General features: G+C 69.0%; 19 protein-coding genes. 8 read left to right on the top strand and 11 right to left on the bottom strand.

Annotation, left to right across the window (positions count from 1 at the left end; translation table 11 throughout):
- Positions 1-5: 5 nt before the first annotated feature.
- Together DMC61_RS12970 and DMC61_RS12965 are read right to left on the bottom strand one after the other, a co-directional pair.
- Positions 6-1133 carry a bifunctional lysozyme/C40 family peptidase gene (locus DMC61_RS12970; RefSeq protein ID WP_125689494.1) on the bottom strand — a complete coding sequence of 376 codons (1128 nt, stop codon included), beginning with the start codon at positions 1131-1133 and terminating at the stop codon, positions 6-8.
- Positions 1133-2092 (bottom strand): nucleoside hydrolase, encoded by a 960-nt coding sequence (locus DMC61_RS12965; protein ID WP_016336582.1) that lies wholly within the window; start codon positions 2090-2092, stop codon positions 1133-1135. The genes DMC61_RS12970 and DMC61_RS12965 overlap by 1 nt, the downstream gene beginning before the upstream one ends.
- Before the next feature lie 53 nt (positions 2093-2145).
- Between DMC61_RS12965 and DMC61_RS12960 the strand changes: the two genes are divergently transcribed.
- Positions 2146-2904 carry an acyltransferase gene (locus tag DMC61_RS12960; protein WP_043848328.1) on the top strand — a complete coding sequence of 253 codons (759 nt, stop codon included), beginning with the start codon at positions 2146-2148 and terminating at the stop codon, positions 2902-2904.
- A 136-nt stretch (positions 2905-3040) separates the two neighbouring features.
- Here DMC61_RS12960 and DMC61_RS12955 read toward each other — a convergent pair whose 3' ends face one another.
- Entirely contained in the window at positions 3041-3607 is a 567-nt protein-coding gene (locus DMC61_RS12955) for an NADAR family protein (RefSeq protein WP_016336580.1), read from the bottom strand.
- A gap of 95 nt (positions 3608-3702) precedes the next feature.
- Between DMC61_RS12955 and ilvA the strand changes: the two genes are divergently transcribed.
- Positions 3703-4959 (top strand): threonine ammonia-lyase IlvA, encoded by a 1257-nt coding sequence (ilvA, locus tag DMC61_RS12950; RefSeq protein ID WP_125689493.1) that lies wholly within the window; start codon positions 3703-3705, stop codon positions 4957-4959.
- Between the two features lie 70 nt (positions 4960-5029).
- Here the strand turns inward: ilvA and DMC61_RS12945 are convergent, their stop codons facing one another.
- Together DMC61_RS12945 and DMC61_RS12940 are read right to left on the bottom strand one after the other, a co-directional pair.
- Complete coding sequence (locus DMC61_RS12945; protein ID WP_125689492.1) at positions 5030-5854, bottom strand: NAD(P)H-binding protein; 825 nt, start codon at positions 5852-5854, stop codon at positions 5030-5032.
- Positions 5855-5931: 77 nt separating this feature from the next.
- Positions 5932-7359 carry a short-chain fatty acyl-CoA regulator family protein gene (locus tag DMC61_RS12940; RefSeq protein WP_125689491.1) on the bottom strand — a complete coding sequence of 476 codons (1428 nt, stop codon included), beginning with the start codon at positions 7357-7359 and terminating at the stop codon, positions 5932-5934.
- A gap of 228 nt (positions 7360-7587) precedes the next feature.
- On the opposite strand from DMC61_RS12940, the gene aceA reads away from it, so the two are divergent.
- The 3 genes from aceA (at position 7588) to DMC61_RS41935 (ending at position 11075) form a co-directional block, all read left to right on the top strand.
- The gene (gene aceA / locus DMC61_RS12935) at positions 7588-8874 is read left to right on the top strand and encodes an isocitrate lyase (protein ID WP_016336576.1); all 1287 of its coding nucleotides are present in this window, start codon (positions 7588-7590) and stop codon (positions 8872-8874) included.
- A 105-nt stretch (positions 8875-8979) separates the two neighbouring features.
- Positions 8980-10584: a malate synthase A gene (aceB, locus tag DMC61_RS12930; RefSeq protein WP_125689490.1), complete on the top strand. Its 1605-nt coding sequence runs from the start codon at positions 8980-8982 to the stop codon at positions 10582-10584.
- Between the two features lie 359 nt (positions 10585-10943).
- Complete coding sequence (locus DMC61_RS41935; protein ID WP_255431505.1) at positions 10944-11075, top strand: hypothetical protein; 132 nt, start codon at positions 10944-10946, stop codon at positions 11073-11075.
- A gap of 476 nt (positions 11076-11551) precedes the next feature.
- On the opposite strand, the gene DMC61_RS12925 is transcribed toward DMC61_RS41935, so the two are convergent.
- Complete coding sequence (locus tag DMC61_RS12925; RefSeq protein WP_125689489.1) at positions 11552-12805, bottom strand: glycosyltransferase family 4 protein; 1254 nt, start codon at positions 12803-12805, stop codon at positions 11552-11554.
- A gap of 108 nt (positions 12806-12913) precedes the next feature.
- Here DMC61_RS12925 and DMC61_RS12920 point away from each other — a divergent pair, with 108 nt between their 5' ends.
- Positions 12914-14734: a glycoside hydrolase family 2 protein gene (locus tag DMC61_RS12920; RefSeq protein WP_125689488.1), complete on the top strand. Its 1821-nt coding sequence runs from the start codon at positions 12914-12916 to the stop codon at positions 14732-14734.
- A 160-nt stretch (positions 14735-14894) separates the two neighbouring features.
- Here DMC61_RS12920 and DMC61_RS12910 read toward each other — a convergent pair whose 3' ends face one another.
- The 4 genes from DMC61_RS12910 to DMC61_RS12895 all read right to left on the bottom strand — a co-directional run bounded on the left by DMC61_RS12910 (position 14895) and on the right by DMC61_RS12895 (position 18968).
- Positions 14895-15956, bottom strand: a complete 1062-nt coding sequence (locus tag DMC61_RS12910; RefSeq protein WP_125689487.1) for a serine protease — start codon at positions 15954-15956, stop codon at positions 14895-14897.
- 228 nt (positions 15957-16184) lie between these two features.
- On the bottom strand, positions 16185-16670 hold the full coding sequence (locus DMC61_RS12905) for a glutathione peroxidase (RefSeq protein ID WP_063277513.1): 486 nt from the start codon (positions 16668-16670) through the stop codon (positions 16185-16187).
- Between the two features lie 16 nt (positions 16671-16686).
- On the bottom strand, positions 16687-18198 hold the full coding sequence (locus tag DMC61_RS12900) for a glycoside hydrolase family 57 protein (protein ID WP_125689486.1): 1512 nt from the start codon (positions 18196-18198) through the stop codon (positions 16687-16689).
- Positions 18195-18968, bottom strand: coding sequence for a class I SAM-dependent methyltransferase (locus DMC61_RS12895; RefSeq protein ID WP_125689485.1), 774 nt, complete (start codon positions 18966-18968; stop codon positions 18195-18197). The genes DMC61_RS12900 and DMC61_RS12895 overlap by 4 nt, the downstream gene beginning before the upstream one ends.
- A gap of 135 nt (positions 18969-19103) precedes the next feature.
- On the opposite strand from DMC61_RS12895, the gene DMC61_RS12890 reads away from it, so the two are divergent.
- On the top strand, positions 19104-19526 hold the full coding sequence (locus DMC61_RS12890) for a hypothetical protein (RefSeq protein WP_125689484.1): 423 nt from the start codon (positions 19104-19106) through the stop codon (positions 19524-19526).
- On the opposite strand, the gene DMC61_RS12885 is transcribed toward DMC61_RS12890, so the two are convergent.
- The gene (locus tag DMC61_RS12885) at positions 19507-20358 is read right to left on the bottom strand and encodes a DegV family protein (RefSeq protein WP_125689483.1); all 852 of its coding nucleotides are present in this window, start codon (positions 20356-20358) and stop codon (positions 19507-19509) included. The two genes, DMC61_RS12890 and DMC61_RS12885, sit on opposite strands and share 20 nt — an antisense overlap.
- Positions 20359-20601: 243 nt before the next feature.
- Here DMC61_RS12885 and DMC61_RS12880 point away from each other — a divergent pair, with 243 nt between their 5' ends.
- On the top strand, positions 20602-21387 hold the full coding sequence (locus tag DMC61_RS12880) for an electron transfer flavoprotein subunit beta/FixA family protein (RefSeq protein WP_016336566.1): 786 nt from the start codon (positions 20602-20604) through the stop codon (positions 21385-21387).
- The last annotated feature ends 21 nt before the right edge of the window (positions 21388-21408 follow it).

Genomic DNA, 21408 nt, shown 5'->3' with positions numbered 1-21408 from the left:
TCGTCCTAAGCCGTCGGGCGGCCCGCTCCGGCGTAGTCGTCGCCCTGCTTCCGGTAGGTGTGCACCTGCACCGCCTGCCCGGTCTGCGGGGCGTCGATCATCTGCTGGTTCCCGATGTACAGCCCGACGTGGTGGATCTTGGTGTTCGGCTCGCCGTAGAAGATCAGGTCGCCCAGCTGGGGATCGGTCACCTTGTCCACGCTGTGGTACTGCGTGTGGGCGGTGCGCATGAGCTTGACGCCGGCGCTGGCGTACGCGGCCGTCGTCAGGCCGGAGCAGTCGAAGCCGGGGTCGCTGCCGCCGGTGCCGTTGCCGCCCCAGACATACGGCAGCCCGATCTTGTCGATGGCGAAGTTGACCGCGCTCAAGGCCGCCGCGTTCGGCGGCTGCGGGCTCTGGCCGACCGTGCCGTAGACGTTCACCGTCGCGAGCGTGCGGTGCATCAGCAGCGGCGCGGGCTGCAGTGTGCTCACCGCGTTCCACCACGTCTGGCCCTGGCCGAGGTCGCGGCCGCCCGCGCACAGGGCGCGCCCGGCGGTGAGCGTGGCGTCGTCGATGTTCTGCGGATCCGGTTTCCCGCCGCTCGCCGAAGCCTTGAACCGGTCCCACACCGACGGCGTCAGCTGCAGCGGGCCGCTAGCGTTCGCGGACGAGACGACCTTGTTGTAGAAGTCGCGGACCTCGACCGCGCCGAGCGGCTTGGTCAGCACGCCGTCGGCGTTCAGCCCCGATCCGGCGGCGCGGCCGTGATCGGAGGCGATCTTCCCGAGCGCGGCCAGCGTCACCCAGGACAGGCGGCAGCCCGGCGTTTCCTTGCTCAGCGCCACGGTGGTCTTCGCGTACCCGGTCATCGCGCGCAGCGGGATGTCGAGCCAGCCGCTGGTCTTCGACACCCAGGCGTCGAACTCCTGCCCCATCTGCTGCGGGACCTTCGGCTGTTCCTTCGGCATCTCCGCCGGGGCGGACGAGGACGGCGGCGGCGTGGGCGGGGCCGACGACTCGACGGCCGCGGCCTCCGTTTTCGGCTCGTCCTTCGGCGCGAAGGTGATGGCGGCGACCAGCGCGGCCCCCGCGACGACGACCGCGGCGGCGATCACCGGGAGCCTGCGGCGGCGCGAGGTTTCCTGTTCCATCACCGGCCTCCGGTGATGGAGCCGAGGACGAACTCGCGGAAGGCGTCCACGTCGGTGGTCAGCGCGACGTCGATGGTACGGCCGGGCACGGCCTGCGGATCGGTGCTTCGCAGCCTTCGCCGGTCCACCAGCGTCGCGCCGCGGGCGGGGCCGAAGCCGCACTCGACGTCCACGGGGTACGACTCGACGTCGAGGATGCCCGGCCGGATCGCCTCGGCCACCGCGACCGCGTCGTGCATGACCATCCCGGGGAGACCGAGGATCGGGGTGTAGTGCTCGACGTAGGTGGGCGTCAGCGCTTCGAGCGCCGCGCCGAGCGGCCCGGACGCGGCGAGTTTGCCGAGCCAGTCCGTGTCGACCGAGCACTGGTGCGTGATGTCGAGCGGGACCAGCACCGTCGGGATGTCCTCGTCGACCAGCACCCGGCGCGCGGCCTCGGGGTCGCTCCAGATGTTGAACTCGGCCGCGGTGGTGGAGTTCCCCTTGGTCACCCCGCCGCCCATGATGACGATCCTGCCGATCTTCTCGCGGATGTCCGGATGGGCGGCCAGCAGCAGCGCGATGTTCGTGAGCGGGCCGATCGGGGCGATGGTCACCGGCTCGTCGGCGGCTTCCAGCAGATCCACCAGCAGGCGGACGGCGCCGCGTTCGTCGAGCGGGCGTTTCGCCTCCGGCAAGGTCCCGGCGTGACCGGACAGGCCGTCCTCGCCGTGGACGAACCCGGCGGGTTTGGCGTTGTCGTAGACCATCGGCCGCGCGGCACCGGCGGCGACGGGGACGTCGTCACGGCCGAAGAGCTGCAGCAGACGGCGGGCGTTGGCGGTGGTGTGGCTCAGCGGAACGTTGCCGAACACCGTGGTCACGCCGAGCAGGTCGACGTCCTCGGCCTGCGAGGCCAGCGCCAGCGCGAAGGCGTCGTCGACCCCCGGGTCGGTGTCGATGATCAGCTTGGTCCCCATGCGCGTGCTCCCCTTTGCGGTCGACGGCCTGTTCACAGGTTACGGTCACCGGTATGACGTCCATGTGGGGTGCGCCCGCGTTGTCGCGGCTCCGTGCCTGGGGCCAGGCCCGTCGTGATCCGCGTCAGGCGAAGTTCCTGACCAAGGACTCGCTGCGCTGGGTGCTGCGAAACCGCGCGTACACGCCCTGGTACCTGGTGCGGTATTGGCGGCTGCTGAAGTTCCGGATCGCGAACCCGCACATCATCCTGCGGGGGATGGTGTTCCTCGGCAAGGACGTCGAGATCCACTGCCGTCCCGGCTACGGGCGGCTGGAGATCGGCCGCTGGGTGCACATCGGCGACGGCAACGCGATCCGCTGCCACGAGGGTTCGCTGCGCATCGGCGACAAGGCCGTCTTCGGGCGGCAGAACGTCCTCAACGGCTACCTCGACATCGAGCTCGGCGCGGCCACGCTCGTCGCGGACTGGGTGTACATCTGCGACTTCGACCACGTCACCAGCGACATCACCGTCCCGATCAAGGACCAGGGCATCGTGAAGTCGCCGGTGCGGATCGGGCCGGACACCTGGATCGGCACCAAGGTCTCCGTGCTCAAGGGCACCCGGGTCGGCCGCGGTTGCGTCCTCGGCGCGCACGCCGTGGTGCGGGGCGAGATCCCGGACTACTCGATCGCCGTCGGCTCGCCGGCACGCGTCGTCCGGAACCGCCAGGACGACTACGCCGCCGACGCCGCCCGTCGCGAAGCCGTCGCGGACATGGCGCGCAAGGCGAACAAGGCACTCCAGAAAACCCTGGGCGTGGACTCGTAACTCGCGTGATCGAGGACGTGACTCGCGTGATCAGAGATGTGACTCGCGTGATCGGAAGCCGCACACACGAGTTACGCCTCCGATCACGCGAGTCACGCCTTCAAGCACGCGAGTTCGGTTTCTGATCACGCGAGAACTAGCCGCGCAGCTGCTCGCGGACCTCCATGAGCGCGAAGCCCAGGAGGTTCTGCCCGCGCCAGTAGTCGGGGCGGGTGGCGTTCTTGTCCTCGCGGGCGAGGCCGCTGCCCCAGACCAGGTCCATCCTCGACGCCTCGACGATCACCTTGTCGCCCGTGCTCAGCAGGAACTCGCGCTCTTCGGCGTGCTGGCGGAACTTTTCGAGGTTGCCGTCGATGACGATGTCGAAACGGTGCCGCTCCCAGACCTCGGCGTCGAACCCGGCGACCTCGCGCCCGAGGATCTTGGCGGTCTTGGGGTCCGGCGCCTGACGGATGTTCGCCGCCGCGGCGTGATCGCCGAACAGCTCGGCCTTGCTCGCCATCATGAAATGCTCGGCCGTCGGGTACCGCTCGCCGTCCACCACGAACGGCGCCAGCCACCACTGGCTCAGGCAGGCCGCGTTGACCCGGCCGCTCTTGAGCGGGGTGTGGCCGTAGAAGAGCTGGTACTCGGGCTCCGCGCCACTGTGGACCAGCTCGCGCAACGCATCGAGACTCCGGACTCCGTCGACCTTGCTCACCATGGCGACCAGTGGACCACAGGCCACCGACAACCCGGTGAAGCACCCACTGGACCACTCTCCGTCGTGGCCGGGGCCGGTCAGTACATTCAGCATTCGTGCAAGGGATCGAAACGGTGAGCGCCCGAACGGTCGAAGAGGCCGCCAAGCGATTGGCCGGGGTGGTGACCCGCACGCCGCTCGAACCGAACGAGCGGCTTTCGGCGCGGGTGGACGCCCGGGTCTGGCTCAAACGCGAAGACCTGCAGACCGTGCGCTCGTACAAGATCCGCGGCGCCTACAACTTCATCGTCCAGCTCGACGCGGAGCACCGGGAGCGCGGCGTCGTCTGCGCGAGCGCGGGCAACCACGCGCAGGGCGTCGCGTACGCGTGCCGCCGCCTCGGCGCGAACGGCCGCGTCTACGTCCCCGGCACGACTCCCCGGCAGAAGCGCGAGCGGATCGCGACGCTGGGCGGCTCGCATATCGAGGTGATCGTCGTCGGCGAGACCTACGAAGACGCCTTCAGCGCCGCGAAGCACGACGCCGAGAGCACCGGCGCGACCCTGGTCCCAGCGTTCGACGCGCCGGAGACGGTGGCCGGGCAGGGCACGGTCGCGATGGAGGTCGTCGCGCAGCTCGGGTTCGTCCCGGACGTCATGGTGGTGCCCGTCGGCGGTGGCGGTCTGCTCGCGGGGATCGCCGCGTGGGCCGCGGAACGCGCGCCGGAGATGCGGATCGTCGGGGTCGAGCCGGCGGGCGCGACCTGTATGGCCGCCGCGCTGGCGGCGGGGGCGCCGGTGCGGCTCGAAAGCGTCGACACCTTCGTGGACGGTGCGGCGGTCGCGCAGGCCGGGTCGGTGACGTATCCGCTGGTCCGCGACGGTGGCGTCGAGCTCACCGACGTCGCCGAGGGCGCGATCTGCACCGAGATGCTCGCGATGTACCAGTCCGACGGCGTGATCGCCGAACCCGCGGGCGCGCTCGCGACCGCCGCGCTGGGCACGACGGTGAAGATCGACCCCGGGCAGATCGTGGTGTGCGTCGTCTCCGGTGGCAACAACGACGTCAGCCGCTACGGCGAAGTGCTCGAACGGTCGCTGATCCACGAAGGACTGAAGCACTACTTCCTGGTCGGGTTTCCGCAGGAGCCCGGCGCGCTGCGGCGGTTCCTCGACGAGGTCCTCGGGCCGGACGACGACATCACGCGGTTCGAGTACGTGAAGCGCAACAGCCGCGAGACCGGCCCGGCGCTGATCGGCGTCGAACTCGCGCGGCCCGGTGACCTGGAAGGTCTTCTGCACCGGCTGGAGGTCAGCCCGCTCCAGGTGGAACGGGTGGAACCGGGCAGCCCGCTCTTCCACTTCCTGGTGTGACCTCCCGCATTTCGTCCTCTGAATGCGGTCCTTGCGCGTGCAACGACCGCATCCAGAAGACGAAACGCGCCTAGCGGAAGGCGGCCAGATGCGTCCGGGCCCAGGTCGCGAACGGCCGTGGCTCCCGTCCGGTCAGATCCTGGACGGCACCCGTGACCTCGGAGTCGTCGAACTCGCCCTCGGCGAAAAAGCGGAAGAAGGCGTCAACGTACTTCGCCGGCATCTCCGCGCTCATCGTCACACGGGCCTCGGCGTCCGAAAGCGGTTCCAGGCGCAGCTCCCGCCCCAGCAGTTCACTCAGGACGCGGAGCCGGTCGGCCGGCCGGAGCGAACCCGGGCCGGTGATGGCGTACGCCCGGCCTTCGTGTCCCGGCGTGGTCAGCGATTCCGCGGCGACGGCGGCGATGTCGTACGGGTCGATCGTCGCCACCGGCACGTTCGCGAACGGCTCGCGCACGACGTCCCCCGCGCGAAGCTGCGCGGCCCATTGCAGCGAATTCGACATGAACCCGCTCGGCCGCAAGAAGGTCCACGCCAGTTTCGAAGCGCGCACCGCGGCCTCGGCCGCCATGTGCATCCCGGCGACGGCGTTGTCCGCGTGCCCGCCGACGACCGAACGGGACGACAGCAGCGTCACCTGCTCGACACCCGCGTCGCGCATCACCGCGAGCGCGCCGGGCATGTCCTCGTAGCCGCCGAGCAGGAAGACCGCGCGGACACCGTCCAACGCGGGCTTCAGGCTCGTCGCTTCGTTGAGATCTCCCACCACCGCGTCGACGCCGTCCGGTAACGGCCGCGGTGTGCGGACCAGCGCGCGGACGGGATGCCCGCCGCGCGCCAGGATTCCGGTCAGTTCCGAGCCGACGTTGCCGCCTGCCCCGGTCACCAAGATCATTCAGTTCTCCCCAGTGCGGTGGCCGCCGTCACACCGGCGGCCGTCGACGGCAACCCTGCCAGGGAGATCGGGGCGGCTCAAGGCGACTTGGGCACCGCCGGATACGGGACGAAGGTGCTCGTGTTCTCGTCGACGGTGAGCTGCTTGCCGATCGTCGGGAACGCGCGCTGCGAGCAGGCCGGGCGTTCGCAGACTTTGCAACCCATGCCGATCGGCGTGGCGGCGGCGCGGTCGTCGAGGTCGAGCCCGGTCGAATAGATCAGCCGTTTCGCGTGCCGCAGTTCGCAGCCGAGGCCGACGGTGAACGTCTTGCCGGGGCTGCCGTAGCCGCCGATGTTGCGCGACACCGTCCGCGCGACCCAGAAGTAGCTCTTGCCGTCGGGCAGGGTCGCGATCTGGGTGAGGATCTTGCCGGGCTGGGTGAACGCCTCGTAGATGTTCCACAGTGGACACGCGCCGCCGACGCGGGAGAAGTGGAAACCGGCCGCGGACTGGCGTTTCGACATGTTCCCCGCCCGGTCGACGCGCACGAACGAGAACGGCACGCCGCGGTTCTTCGGCCGCTGCAACGTCGAGAGCCGGTGGCAGACCGTCTCGAAGCCGACGCCGAAGTGGTCGCACAGCCGCTCGATGTCGTAGCGGAAGCGCTCCGCGGTGGACAGGAACGGTCCATAGGGGAGGATCAGCGCGCCCGCGAAGTAGTTCGCGAGCCCGACGCGGGCCAGCGAACGCGCGGCAGGCCCGGAGAACGCCCACGAGTCGGCGAGTTCGGTGATCAGGTCGTCGTATTCGAGCAGCGCGATCTGTGAGGCCATCCGGAACGCCTGCTGCCCGACGCGCAGGCTCGGCGCCAGCCGCAGCACCCGCGGCCCCGGTTCGTACCGGTGCTGTTCGCCGTTGGCCTCGTCGATGCCTTCGCTCGTGACGTCGACGCCGTAGCGCTGGATCAGCGTCTCCTTCAGCGCCGCGAGCACCTGGCCACGTTGCAGCGGGATGTCGTGCGCCATGCGTTCGGCGCGTTCGTCCAGCTCGGCGACGTAGTTCTCCCGCTCGTAGAAGAAGTCGCGGACCTCTTCGTGCGGCAGGGCGGTGGCGGCGCTCCCGTGCAGGCCGAGGCCGTTTTCCGTGGTCAGCGCGGCGGTGTTCTCGACGGCGTTGCGGTAGCTGCGGTGCAGTTTGACCAGTGCCTGGGCGATCGTCGGCAGGTTCGTGGCCAGGTCGTTGAGCTCGCTGTTCGTGACGTCGACGCCGAGCATCTCGTCGAGCAGCGCTTCCTTCACATCCGCGACCAGCCGCGCGGTGTCGTTGTTCGCGAAGAACTCGGTGTCCACTCCGAACGCTTGCGTGATGCGAAGGAGCACCGGGACGGTCAGCGGACGCGAGTTGTGCTCGATCTGATTGAGATAACTGGGTGAGATCTCCAGCACACGAGCCAGATCCGCCTGGCTCATCGACCGGCTTTCGCGCAGATGCCGCAGCTTCGCTCCGGCGAAGGTTTTGTCCACTGAGGCCTCTCTGTCCGCAAGGTTTCCGGGCCTGAACGATTCAGTGAACGGTCAAGCACGTGAATTTTCGCTCCGCTTGCGAACCTGCGATTCGCAACCTTTGCAAGATGCTACGGAAGCTTCGCAGAAATTGGCAAATTGGAGGCCTGGATCGGATTTCCCCAGTCATGTCAGGGTCGAATCAGGAAAGGCGATCACTCGCAAACTTCGCAACACCGGGAGAATCCGATGACTCAGCACGCGCAGCAGCTGGAGCAGGCGGCCGCCGAACTGGCCAAGCAGTGGGAGACCGACCCCCGCTGGGCGGGCGTGAAGCGGTCGTACTCCGCGGCTGACGTGGTCAAGCTGCGCGGCAGCGTGGTCGAGGAGCACACGCTCGCTCGCCGCGGCGCCGAGAAGCTGTGGGACCTCCTGCACACCGAGGACTACGTCCACTCGCTGGGCGCCCTGACCGGTAACCAGGCCGTGCAGCAGGTGCGCGCCGGCCTCAAGGCCATCTACCTGTCGGGCTGGCAGGTCGCCGCCGACGCCAACCTCTCCGGCCAGACCTACCCGGACCAGAGCCTCTACCCGGCCAACTCGGTGCCCGCCGTCGTCCGCCGCATCAACAACGCGCTGGGCCGCGCCGACCAGATCAACTGGGCCGAGGGCAACACCGACATCGACTGGTACGCCCCGATCGTCGCCGACGCCGAGGCCGGCTTCGGTGGCCCGCTCAACGCCTTCGAGCTGATGAAGGGCATGATCGCCGCCGGTGCCGCGGGTGTGCACTGGGAGGACCAGCTCGCTTCCGAGAAGAAGTGTGGTCACCTCGGTGGCAAGGTGCTCATCCCGACCAAGCAGCACGAGCGCACGCTGAACGCCGCCCGCCTCGCCGCGGACGTGCTGAACGTGCCGTCGCTGATCGTCGCCCGCACCGACGCGCAGGCCGCCACGCTGATCACCAGCGACGTCGACGAGCGTGACCGCAAGTACGTCACCGGCGAGCGCACCGCCGAGGGCTTCTACAACGTCACCAACGGCATCGACCCCTGCATCGACCGCGGTCTCGCCTACGCCGAGTACGCCGACCTGCTGTGGATGGAGACCTCCAAGCCGGACCTCGAGGTCGCCCGCCAGTTCGCCGAGGCGATCAAGGCCAAGTACCCGGACCAGATGCTGGCCTACAACTGCTCGCCGTCGTTCAACTGGAAGAAGCACCTGGACGACGCGACGATCGCGAAGTTCCAGCGCGAACTCGGCCACATGGGCTACAAGTTCCAGTTCATCACCCTCGCCGGCTTCCACGCCCTGAACTACTCGATGTTCGACCTGGCGCACGGTTACGCCCGCGAGGGCATGACCGCCTACGTCGACCTGCAGGAGCGCGAGTTCGCTTCGGAGGACCGCGGTTACACCGCCACGAAGCACCAGCGCGAGGTCGGCACCGGCTGGTTCGACAACGTCGCGACCGCGCTGAACCCGGAGAGCTCGACCACCGCGCTCGCCGGTTCCACCGAGGCCGAGCAGTTCTGATCCCTCGCAAGTAGATGCCGGGTGGCGGTCTCCCGACTCCCAGGGGAGACCGCCACCCCCCCCATCCCCTTCCCTCTCTCTCGCGAAGCCCAGCGGAGGCACACCATGGTTGAGAAGCTGAACTACCGGATCGACGTCTGCGGACCCGCCGGTGACCGGTTCGCCGAGATCCTCACCCCGGCCGCGCTGGACTTCGTGGCCAAACTGGACAACGCGTTCGCCGGCCGCCGCCGCGAACTGCTCGACGCGCGCCGTCTGCGCCGCGAGAAGCTCCAGTCCGGTGAGGAACCGCTGGGCTTCCTGCCCGAGACGCACGCGATCCGCGACGACAGCAGCTGGTCGGTCGCCCCGTCCGCGCCCGGTCTCGAAGACCGCCGCGTCGAGATCACCGGGCCGACCGACCGCAAGATGACGGTCAACGCGCTCAACTCCGGCGCGAAGGTCTGGCTCGCCGACTTCGAGGACGCGACGTCGCCGACCTGGCACAACGTGATCGACGGACAGCTCAACCTGTTCGACGCGATCCGCCGCAACATCGACTTCACCACCGAGGCGGGCAAGCGCTACACGATCGGCGACGACCCCGCGACGATCGTCGCCCGCCCCCGCGGCTGGCACCTGGTGGAGAAGCACATCCGCATCGACGGCCGCCCGGTTTCGGCGAGCCTGGTCGACTTCGGTCTCTACTTCTTCCACAACGCGCGCCAGCTGCTGGCCCGCGGCAGCGGCCCGTACTTCTACCTGCCGAAGCTCGAGAACCACCTCGAAGCGCGGCTGTGGAACGACGTCTTCCTGCTGGCGCAACGGGAACTCGGCATCCCGCGCGGCACGATCCGGGCCACCGTGCTGATCGAGACGATCACCGCCGCGTTCGAGATGGAGGAGATCCTCTACGAACTGCGCGAGCACGTCGCCGGGCTGAACGCCGGCCGCTGGGACTACATCTTCAGCGTCATCAAGAACTTCTCCTCGCACGGCGCGGACTTCGTGCTCCCGGACCGCGCGCAGGTGACGATGACCGTCCCGTTCATGCGGGCCTACACCGAACTGCTGGTGCGCACCTGCCACAAGCGCGGGGCGCACGCCATCGGCGGGATGGCCGCGTTCATCCCGAGCAAGGACCCGGAGATCAACGCGACCGCGCTGGAGAAGGTCCGCCAGGACAAGGAACGCGAGGCGAACGACGGTTTCGACGGCTCGTGGGTCGCGCACCCCGGCCTCGTCCCGGTCTGCCGCGAGGTGTTCGACAACGTCCTCGGCGGCTGGCCGAACCAGCTCGGCAAGCTCCGTGAAGACGTCACCGTGACGGCCGAGGATCTGCTCGACGTCGCCAGCGCGGGCGGCGAGGTCACCGAAGCCGGTGTCCGCGCCAACATCAACGTCGCGCTGCGCTACATCGACGCTTGGCTGCGCGGCACCGGCGCGGCGGCGATCCACAACCTGATGGAGGACGCCGCCACCGCCGAGATCGCGCGCTGCCAGGTGTGGCAGTGGATCCGCAACGGCACGAAGCTCGAAGACGGCACCGCGCTCACCCGCGAACTCGCCGTGTCCTATTTGGACGAAGAGCTGGCGTCGGTGCGTTCCGAACTGGGCGAGGGCACCCGTCTCGACGACGCCTACGAGATCTTCACCGAGACCGCGCTGGGCGAGAAGCTGCCGAGCTTCCTCACCACCGGTGCGTACGCGCGATACCTGACCACGCACTGATCAAGGCTCCGGCCGCCTCTACCTGACGCGGGGCGGCCGGGTTCCACACCGGTTTGGGACGGTGTGGCCCAACGGGTCCGGTGGCGGAGGCTCCCCGCCACCGGACCCGCTTCACGCGCGCGCCCTTCCGGTAGCGCCTTGTCGGGCGTGCGCTTCGCCGCGGGGACCCCGCTCACCCCCACACCGCAGTGGGCGGGGTCTCCGCGGCTTTCCGCCGGGTCCGGACACAGGACCGGACGAATCGGTCACGGACCGCGATTAGGTAGGGGTACCTAGTGATACCCCCGTTGTTTCGGTGGCGGGTCGCGCGGATGCTCGGCGCCGGGCGGGAAATCCGCCCGTTTCCCCGAGGAGCCACCATGAAGAAGCAGTTGAGAACGCTCTTGGCCGCGACCTTCGCCGTCCTCGCCGTCGCCCTCGCCGCCCCCGCGGTGTCCGCCTCGGCCGGGGTCCCGGTGCAGCCGGACTGTGTCCGGCCGTGCCACTTCTGATCTTCGCCACCTAGAGCAGCCCCGGGGGTCGTGCCCCTCGCGACCCGCGTCGCTCGTGAAGGGGGATCCGGGTCCCCCGACGTCCCGGATTCCCCTTCGCCCCCACAGCGGTAGCGCGTGAAGGCCCCCTTCCCTCGGCTCAGCCGAGGAAACTCGACCTTCACGCCTCGCCTTCATGTACTGCGGGCGGTTTCGCGTGACGGGAGGGACGACGCACGTGACCAGACGGACGACGCACGTGTCTGGATGGACGACACGCGTGTCTGGATGGACGACACGCGTGATTGGACGGACGACACGCGGTGGGCCTCGGCCGCGAGAGTGTCGTCCGTCCAATCACAGGTGCCGTCCCTCTGGTCACAGGTGTCGTCCACCCAGACACGCGTGGCGTCCATCCAGGCACGCGAAAGTGCCGAATTCGGTCACCCGACCCAGGCCTGTCCCAGCGCGTTTAGTCCTCTGAATGCGGTGAGCGATCAGGGCTCGAAGGCGTTGCCGGTCGCGATCTTCGGCCGCCCCAGCTCCACCGGCTCACCGACGCGAGCACGCCGGTAGACGGCCACGGTCGCCTCCGCGATCCGCCCCCAGTCGAAATCCGCGGCCAGCCGCGACTGCGCGGTCAGCGCCCGCCCGGCGGCGGCGACCTCGTCGTCCAGCACCGCCTCGACGGCGTCCCCGAGCGCCTCGACGTCGCCGGGGCTGAACGCCAGGCCGGTCTCGCCGTCGACGACCACCTCGCCGAGCCCGCCTGCGGTCGAAGCCACCAGCGGCGCCTTGGCGGCGGCGGCCTCCAGCGCGACGATCCCGAACGGCTCGTACCGGCTGGGCAGCACGACGGCGTCGGCCGCGGCCAGCACGGCGCGCAGTTCACGGTCGGACAGGTGCCCGACGAAGTCCACCGCGCGCCGGACGCGCAGCTTGCGGGCCTGGTCGACCAGTTCCTCCAGATGCCGTCCCTTGCCGGCGACGACCAGCCGCGTCCCCGGTTTCGCACGGCGGATCCGGGGGAGCGCGGCGAGGAGGTCCTGCACGCCCTTCTCCCATTCCAGCCGCCCGAAGTAGAGCAGCAGCGGCGCGCCGGAGGGGCTGTAGACCTCGCGCGCGTGCGCGACCTCTTCCGCGGGCACCTGCCAGGTGCGCTCCTCGATGCCGTTGTGGATCACGGTGACCGCGTCGGCGTCGACCTCGAACAGATGCGCCACCTCGCGGCGCATGGCCTGCGAACAGGTGATCAGCGCGTCCGAGCGGTTCGCGAGCCACCACTCGACGGAGTGCACCTGCTGGTTCAGCGGATGCGAGAGCCACCCCGAGTGCCGTCCGGCCTCGGTGGCGTGGATCGTGCCGACCAGCGGCACCCGCGCGGCCTCCGCGATCGCGATCGCGGGGTGGGTGACCAGCCAGTCGTGCGCGTGCACGACGTCCGGCTGCCACGTGCGCAGCAGGTCGGTGGCGGCGCGGACCATCGCGTGCCCCATGGCCAGCGTCCAGGCGACGAGGTCCCGTTCGAAGGTCACGTGCATCGGGTCTTCGGCGACCCGGATGATCCGGACGCCCTCGACCACGCGATCGGTCCTCGGATGGGTCTCGGCGTCGGTGCCCGCCGTGTGACGGCACAGGACGACCACGTCGTGCCCCTGCCTGGCGAGATGCCGGGCCAGGGCGTGGACGTGCCGTGCGAGTCCGCCGACGACCACGGGTGGGTACTCCCACGACAACATCAGCACGCGCATGGGTGGAGGTTACTCGTGAGTCGGTCGTCACCGGGACCGGGCGATCACCCCTGCCGGTGAACCCGATCGAGGGCGACAGGAGCGGCGATCTTTGCCACCATCGGGTCGATGACCTCCTCGGTGAACGCGGCCGGACCGGCCTTCAAGACCGTCGAACCGGTGCTCTCGACACCGTGGTCCGCGCAGGTCGGACCGGGCAAGGCGCTGCCGGAGTACCCGCGTCCCCGGCTGGTCCGCGAACGCTGGCTGAACCTCAACGGCGTCTGGGAGTACGCGGGCAGCGGCGCGCCCCGCCGCGACGGGTACGGCGAGCGGATCCTGGTGCCGTTCCCGCCCGAGTCTGCGCTCTCCGGTATCGGACGGCGGGACGAAACCCTCTGGTACCGCAAGGTTTTCCACGTCCCGTCCGCATGGGATGGTCAGCGGGTGCTGCTCCACTTCGGCGCCGTCGACCAGTCCGCGACGGTCTGGGTGAACAACCAGGAGGTGGCCGTCCACGAAGGCGGGTACACGGCCTTCAGCGCGGACATCACCGACGTCCTGCGCCCGTCCGGATCGCAGGAACTCACCGTCCGCGCGACGGATCGGACCGACGCTTCGACGCACCCCGTCGGCAAGCAGCGGAACGACCCGAAAGGGATCTTCTACACCGCCGCGTCGGGGATCTGGCAGACCGTCTGGCTGGAGCCCGTGCCGTCCGCGCATATCCGGGATCTGCCGCTGACCCCGGATCTCGAAGGGGTGACCGTTGTGCCCAAGGTCACAGGCGGCGCCCGAGTGGAGATGATCGTCAGCGAAGCCGGCGGGGCGGAAGTGGCACGCGTCGAAGGAGAGGTCGGGCGGCGGTTGCGCGCAAACCTTCCTGCGCCTCGCCTGTGGACGCCGGAGGACCCGTATCTCTACGACCTCCAGGTCCGCTTGCTCGACGAAAGAGGCAACGTGCTCGACGTCGTCGAGTCCTACACCGGGCTTCGCACGATCGGGACGGTCGCCGACGCCCAGGGCAGGCCGCGGATCGCGCTCAACGGCCGGATCACCTTCCTTCACGGCCCGCTCGACCAGGGGTATTGGCCCGACGGGATCCACACCGCGCCCACCGACGAGGCACTGCGGTTCGACCTGGAGAAGACCAAGGAGCTCGGCTTCAACTTCGTCCGCAAACACGTCAAGGTCGAGCCGGAACGCTGGTACCACTGGGCGGACAGGCTGGGCCTGCTCGTCTGGCAGGACATGCCGTCGCTCACCGTCTCCTTCGACGGTCCGCCCGGGACCGCGCCCGACCCGGTCCCGGAGGCCCAGGAGCGATTCGAAGCCGAGCTGACCGAGATGATCGAGCAACTGCGCGGGGTGACCTCGATCGTCGGCTGGGTGCCGTTCAACGAGGGCTGGGGAGAATTCGACACCGCGCGCATCGCGAAGCTGGTGAAGGACCTCGACCCGGCCAGGCACGTCATCGCGAACAGCGGGGTGAACTGCTGTTTCTCCCGGCCGGACACCGGCGCGGGTGACGTCTACGACGACCACACCTACGTCGGGCCGGGGAGTCCCACAGTGAAGGACCACAGGGTGATCGTCGACGGGGAATACGGCGGGCTCGGCCTCGTCGTCGACGAGCACCGCTGGCCGGGCGAGCCGCAGGCCTATGAGATGACGCTGACCTCGGCACAGCTGACGAAGCGCTATGCCGAGGTCAGCGAGAACCTCGAACGGATCGTCGCCGGAACCGGCCTTTCCGGCGCGATCTACACGCAGACCACCGACGTCGAGAACGAAGTCAACGGCCTGCTCACCTACGACCGGCGGGTGGTGAAGGCGGACGCGGGAATCGTCGCCGCCCGCAATCGCGCGGTCATCGAGACGGGTCAGTCCGGCCGGGCCTCCACCGGACCGCCGGAGTCACGGACCCGGACGGGCACTCCGAGCAGCTGAGAAGGCAACTGCCCGGAGTCGTGACCGGGGGTCATCCACACGTCGATCGTGGGTGCCCCTTCGGCCTCGCCCTGTCCGATTCCGACCACGCCCGGGACGTCGTCGAGCCACCGGGACGCCGCCACGAGAGCGGCATCGACATCCGACACGTCTTCGGCCACTACGGATGCACCCTGATCCCGAGCGCGGCCTCGACCAGCGTGATCCGGTTGATCACGGTGACCACCGGCGAACCCGCGAACAGCAGGCCGACGGCGTTCTCGCTCAGGTCCGCCACGAGGCTGCCCGAGTCGCCACCCGCCGACATGTCGGTGGTGAGGAGCTGCTGCGCGAACCGGGCCACCCGGCCGCCGCCGTAGTTCACGTCGACGGTGGCGTTGATGTTCGTGATCCGCCCGGTGGTCCAGTTCGTGGTCCGGCCGGTCTTCTGCACCACGGTGCCGACCGCGGGGGCCACGTTGGTGCCCTTGAGGTCGCCGACCCAGAAGATCCGCCGGTCGAGATCGTGGAACTGGCCCTCGGCGATGGCGGCGTCGACGAAGTTCAACGGCACCGGCTGGCCCGCGGCGATGAACTTGATCGGCACGAAGCGGCTCAGCCTCGCGATGACGTCGGTGGGGACGACACCGCCGTCGAACGGGCCGGGCTGCAGGATGGGATCGCCGATGGCGGCGGCGTTGGAGTTCGCCAGCACGTGGTTGTTGCTCAGGATGTAGTACTTCGCCGGTTTGCCGGGCAGTGCCGTGGCGTCGTAGACCGCGGTGCCGTAGGTGCCGGCGGTGATCTTGAAGTGGCCGACGCTCAGCCCGCCGAACGCCGGGCGGAACCGCTTGGCGAGGGTGAACGGGCCGACCTGCTCACGGGCGAGTTCGTCGGGACGGCTCAGCGCGGGCGACGGCACGTCGTCGAGTACCGAAGGCGAGCCGTTCGCCTTCGGTGCCGCGATACTGCGACCCGCCTGCAGCACACCGACCTCCTGGACGTCGGTGGGCACCCCGGACAGCGTCGACGGGACGAGGTCGTCCTCACGCAGCATCTCGTGCGGCATCTTCGTGTCGACGAGGACGGTGATCGCCTTCTCGCCGGTGTCCCTCCCGCCGGACCATTTGGTGCCGAGCGCGACACCCACCACGTTCTGCCGGTTCAGCAACGCGTCCTCTTCCGCCGCCTGCACGCTCGCGAGGGAGAGGAAATCGTCCGGGATCATGTTGTTTTCGATCATGTCTGCCACACTTTTCTGGTTGTCGGTGCTGACTCAAGTGCGGGACTCCCGACGAAAGAGTGTTCCCCTGTCCCCGGGGTGGCGCCATAGTGCAATCGGGTATGGCGCTTCACCCGGGAATGTCAGCGTTTCCCTTGTGTGGCAAGGGTTTGTGATCGAGCAACCGGCCATCGTGCGAGCGGTGGGGATATTCGGGGACTTTGGTCACCGAATTCCCGGGAAAAGGAATCAGCCGATCGTGGCGTCGATCGCCTTGGTGATCGTCTCGTCTTCGGGTTCGGTGCGTGGGCGGAATCGGCCCACGACTTCACCGGACGGGGCGACGAGGAACTTCTCGAAGTTCCACTGGACGTCGCCGGCGGCGCCCTCCGCGTCGGCCGCCTTGGTCAGTTCGGCGTAAAGCGGGTGACGGCTTTCCCCGTTCACGTCCAGCTTTTCGAACAGCGGGAACGAAACGCCGTACGTCGTCGAGCAGAAGGTCTGGATCTCCTCCGCGGTGCCCGGCTCCTGGCCCGCGAACTGGTTGCACGGGAACCCGACGACGGAGAAACCCTTGTCCGCGTAGCGTTCCTGGAGCTTCTCCAGTCCGGTGTACTGCGGCGTCAGCCCGCATTTCGACGCCACGTTCACCACCAGCAGCGTCTTGCCTTCGAGCGCGCCGAGCGTGGTGTCCTCGCCCGCGAGCGTCTTCAGCGGAATGTCGTGGATCCCCATGGTGATGCCCCTTTCGTCATTTCCTCAGCAGATCACGCGCGTCGACGTGACCGAACGGCCCGTCGTCGCGCCGGAACGCGGCCGCGGTCTCCCGCGCGCGGTCGAGCGCACCGTCCCGGAGCAGTCCGGCGAGCGTGTCGAACCGTTCCGTGTGCACTTTCGCCCGCCGCCGCGCGTAATCGGCGGCGGAGTCCTTGGTGACCATGAACGCCCAGTCGCTCGAAAGCGCCAGCATCGCTTCGGCCACGGCCTGATCGCGGACGGAGTCACGCGTCGTGGTGTCCATTCCGGCGACGAGATCGAGCATCCGGTCCTGCAGCGCGGTGTTGTCCCGCACCATGTCGGCCACCTGCTCGCCGTCCCAGACCCGCCAGTCCTTGCCCGAGCCCCACGACGACGCCGGGAGATCGACCTTCCCGCCGAGATGACCGGCTTCGAGCGCGCCTTTGAGCGTCGTGACGCGGACGCCTGCTTCGGGCAGCGCGCGCAGGACGCCTTCGAGCCAGGCCGGGCCCTCGTGCCACCAATGTCCGAAGAGTTCGGTGTCGTACGCGGCGACGACGAGCGACTCGCGGCCGTGCTCGGCCTTGAGCGAGCGCAGGCGGGCGACGACGGTGTCGACGAAGTCCTGGACGTGGCCGCCGAGGGTGGCCGTCGCCATCGCCGGGTCGTACGGCGCCTTGTCCGGCGGTTCGACGGTCTTGCCGGTCACCCGCGAGGGTTTGAGGCCGACTTCGTGCGCCCAGGTGTGGAAGTCCCGATAGGCGGCGTGGCCGGGATATCCGGCCTTCGGTGACCAGACGCGGTACGTGACTTCGAGGTCGCGGCCGAAGCAGACGACGTCGGAATCGCCGACGGTCCGGGCCGCCGAGGTGTCGCCGTGCAGCGAGGGCCCGTCGACCATGAACCGCTGGACTCCCGCGGCGGCATATCCGGTCTCCATACCGGGCGCGTAGCCGCATTCGGGTGCCCAAATGCCTTCGGGACGCCGTCCGATCCGCAGCGCGGTGTCGGCCAGGCCGCCGCGCAGCATGAAGTCGCGGACCACCGGGTCGAGCAGCGGCTGGAACGGATGCGCCAGCGGGCCGCCGAGCAGCTCGATCGTCCCACTGTCCACAAAGGACCGCAGGATCGGGGAGAAACCGTGCCGCCAGCGCGTTTCGAGCTCTTCCGAGGCCTTGAGCGCCGTCCGGTACTCACTCGCCGCGAGATCGCGCAGCAGCGGGTCGCCGCGCCACAGCGTGGACGCGTGCCAGGAGCGCAGCTGCCAGTGACCGAGCCAGTCGTGGAAGGCGTCGATGCAGTACGGGTCGTCGAGCTGGGCGGCGAGGATCGGCGTCATGCCGAGGGTGAGGACGTCCTCGCGGCCCTCGTCGGCGAAGCGGCGCAGGAGATCGACCATCGGCAGATAGGAATGCGCCCACGCCTGGTAGAGCCATTCCTCGCCGACCGGCCAGGATCCGTGATGCGGCAGCCAAGGCAGATGGCTGTGCACGACAAGGCAGAACGTGCCTTCGTACTCGCTCATCGGCGCACCGCCACGGCCACGAGGTCGAGGCTGGCGTCGAGGTCTTCGCCGTGGATCGCGAAGTCCGCGGCCTTGATGCCTTCGACGTCGGCGAGCAGTTCCGCCGGCCAGGTCGCCTGTCCGGGCAGCTGTCCCATGACGACGTCGAGCTGGGCGTCGATGATCGAACCGCCGTACTTGGCGTCGAGCTTCGCCACGCCTTCGCCGTGGTGGAGCCCGTGCAGCGTCTCGACCTCGAACCCGGCGTCACGCAGCAGTTCGTCCAATTCGGACGGTGCGAGTTCCCTGGTGTGGAACGGGTTGAGCGGGGTGTCGCTGTCCGGGGTGAAGGTCAGCCGGTTGGGCGTGGTGACGATCAGCCGTCCGCCGGGGGAGAGCACGCGGCGGCATTCGGCGAGGAAGGCACCCTGATCCCAGAGGTGCTCGATCACCTGGAAGTTGGCGACGACGTCGACCGACGCGTCCCGCAGCGGCAGGAACACCAGGTTCGCCCTCGCCACGCCGATGCCGGGGTAGCGCCGGGCGACGTGCTCGGTGGTGGGGACGTCGTAGTCGAGGGCGAGCACCCGCTCGGCCACGGTGGCGATGAGCCCGGCGCCGTAGCCCTCGCCGCAGCCTGCCTCCAGCACCGTCCTGCCCTCGCACAGCGGCAGGAGCTTTTGATACGCGGCCTCGTGGCGCCGGAACCAGTAGTTCTCCTCGGCGATGCCCGGCACGGTGCGTTCACCGGTGAGGTGCAGCGCTTCGGCCCTGGTGGCTGGGGTGGTCACGCCGCGACCCTACCGGCCGGTCACTTCCCGCTCCGCCGCAGTTAGTCCTCTGGATGCGGTCCTTGCACACGCAAGGACCGCATCCAGAGGACTAACTGCGTGTCACGTTTCGCGGCGCCACGCAGTCCAGGAGGTATGCAACGGACATTCACCCGCGTACTGCTCGTCGTCTTCGGCCTCATCGAACTGCCCGTGGGGCTGTGGCCGCTGTTCAGCCCGGAGGGCTTCTACCGGGACTTCCCGGGGTTCCGCACCGGCTGGGTGGCGATGGACGGCCCCTTCAACGAACACCTGATCCAGGACTTCGGCGGCCTCAACCTGGCGCTCGCCGCGATCCTGATCGGCGCCGCCGTGATCGGGACGACCGCGGTGGCCAGGCTCGCCGCGCTCGCCACCTTCTGCTTCGGACTGCCGCACTTCCTCTACCACCTGGGCCACGTCTCGCATTTCGAGCCGGTGGACCAGGTGCTGATCATCGTGACGACGGCGCTGGGCGCGGTGCTCCCGGTGGTGCTGGCGCTGATCCCGTCGAAGCGGGCTACACCGGCGACACCGTGATGCCGATGGCACCCGGCCCGAGGTGGGCGCCGAGGATCATGCTGGCGTCCACCAGGGTGCTGTCGACCATATGCGGCAGCCGCGCCCGCAGCCGCCCGCCGATCTCGAGATCGCGTTCGTCCGGGCCGAACCGGGTGATGGCGACCTCCACCTCCTGATCGCCCGCGCATTCCACCGCGAGGTCGACGAGTTTGTTGAGCGCCCGCCGCTGGCCCGGCACCCGGGTCAGCGGGGCGACCTCACCGTTCTTCAAGGTCAGCAGGGGTTTGATCGAGAACGCGGAGCCGAGGAACGCCTGCGCGGCACCGATCCGTCCGCCACGGCGGAGGAATTCCAGCGTGTCGACGTAGAGGATCTCCCGGCTGCCGCGGAAGCGGCGCTCGGCCGCGTCGATGACGCGGGTGGCCTGCCCGCCGGCGGCGGCGACCTTGGCCGCCGAGGTCGCCGCGAAACCGAGGCTCATCCCGGTGGTCCCGCTGTCGAGGACGTGCACGGGGATGTTCACCTGCTGGGCGGCCTCGCGGGCGGCGTTCACCGTCTCCGACATCCGTCCCGAGATGTGGACGCTGACGATCGCGGACGCGCCCTTGCTCGCGGCGTCCTGGAACGCCCAGAAGAACGCGGCGACCTCGGGCGGTGCCGTCTTCACCGGTGTCCCCGCCCGCAGATGGCCGATGATTTCCTCGCGGTCGTAGCGGTTCTCTTCGTCGAACTGCTCTCCGACCTGCAGTTGGACCTGAACGACGCCGATTCCCCAGCGTTCGGCGACCGGGGCGGGAAGGCAGGCGGTCGAGTCCGTGATCACGGCGACAGGGCCGGGCATGGAACGCATGGTGGGGCAGGTTATCCCTTCACCATCTCCGCGAGTACCCCGGAATACGGCCGTTCGGGTTAGTCGGCCGGTTACACTCACTTCCGGGTGAATTACCTGGACGATGGTCCCACTAAAACGTGCATCCAGGTGAATGAGGTCACCTCGGCGGGCCGCGGCACTGAAATGGCCCTAATCTACCGGCCAGTAGAGCTGTTGCCCCGTGGCCGACGCCGGCCACTAACGGGAGGTCGAAGTAGACCCATGACGAACATCGTTGTCCTGGTCAAGCAGGTACCGGACACCTACTCGGAGCGGAAGCTCTCCGGTGCCGACAACACTCTTGACCGCGAATCCGCCGACGCCGTGCTCGACGAGATCAACGAGAAGGCCGTCGAAGAAGCGCTGAAGATCAAGGAAGCCGGCGAGGGCGAGGTCACCGTCGTCTCGGTGGGTCCCGACCGCGCGACCGACGCGATCCGCAAGGCGCTGTCCATGGGCGCCGACAAGGCCATCCACGTCTCCGACGAGGCCCTGCACGGTTCCGACGCGATCGCCACCGCCAAGGTGCTGGCCGCCGCGATCTCGAAGGTCGAAGGCTTCGACCTGGTCATCACCGGTAACGAGGCCTCCGACGGCCGCGGTGGCGCCGTGCCGGCGATCATCGCCGAGCTGCTCGGCCTGCCGCAGCTGACCCACGTGAACGAGCTGACCGTCGACGGCACCTCGATCAAGGCCGACCGCTACACCGAGGACGGCGTCACGCACCTCGAGGCGAACCTGCCCGCGGTGGTGAGCGTCGGCGAGAAGATCAACGAGCCGCGCTACCCCTCCTTCAAGGGCATCATGGCCGCCAAGAAGAAGCCGGTCGAGACGCTGACCGTCGCCGACCTGGGTGTCGACGCGGGCGAGGTCGGCCTCGGCAACGCGTGGTCGTCCGTGCTCGAAGCCTCCCCGAAGCCGCCGCGCACCGCCGGTGAGCGCGTCGAGGACGAGGGTGACGGCGGCAGCAAGGTGGCCGCCTACCTGGTCGCGCAGAAGCTCATCTGAGACAGGTTTCGAGGAGGAATA

This window comes from Amycolatopsis sp. WAC 04169, assembly GCF_003947535.1.
Taxonomy (GTDB): domain Bacteria; phylum Actinomycetota; class Actinomycetes; order Mycobacteriales; family Pseudonocardiaceae; genus Amycolatopsis; species Amycolatopsis keratiniphila.
This window is presented reverse-complemented; position numbering and strand designations above follow the sequence as displayed.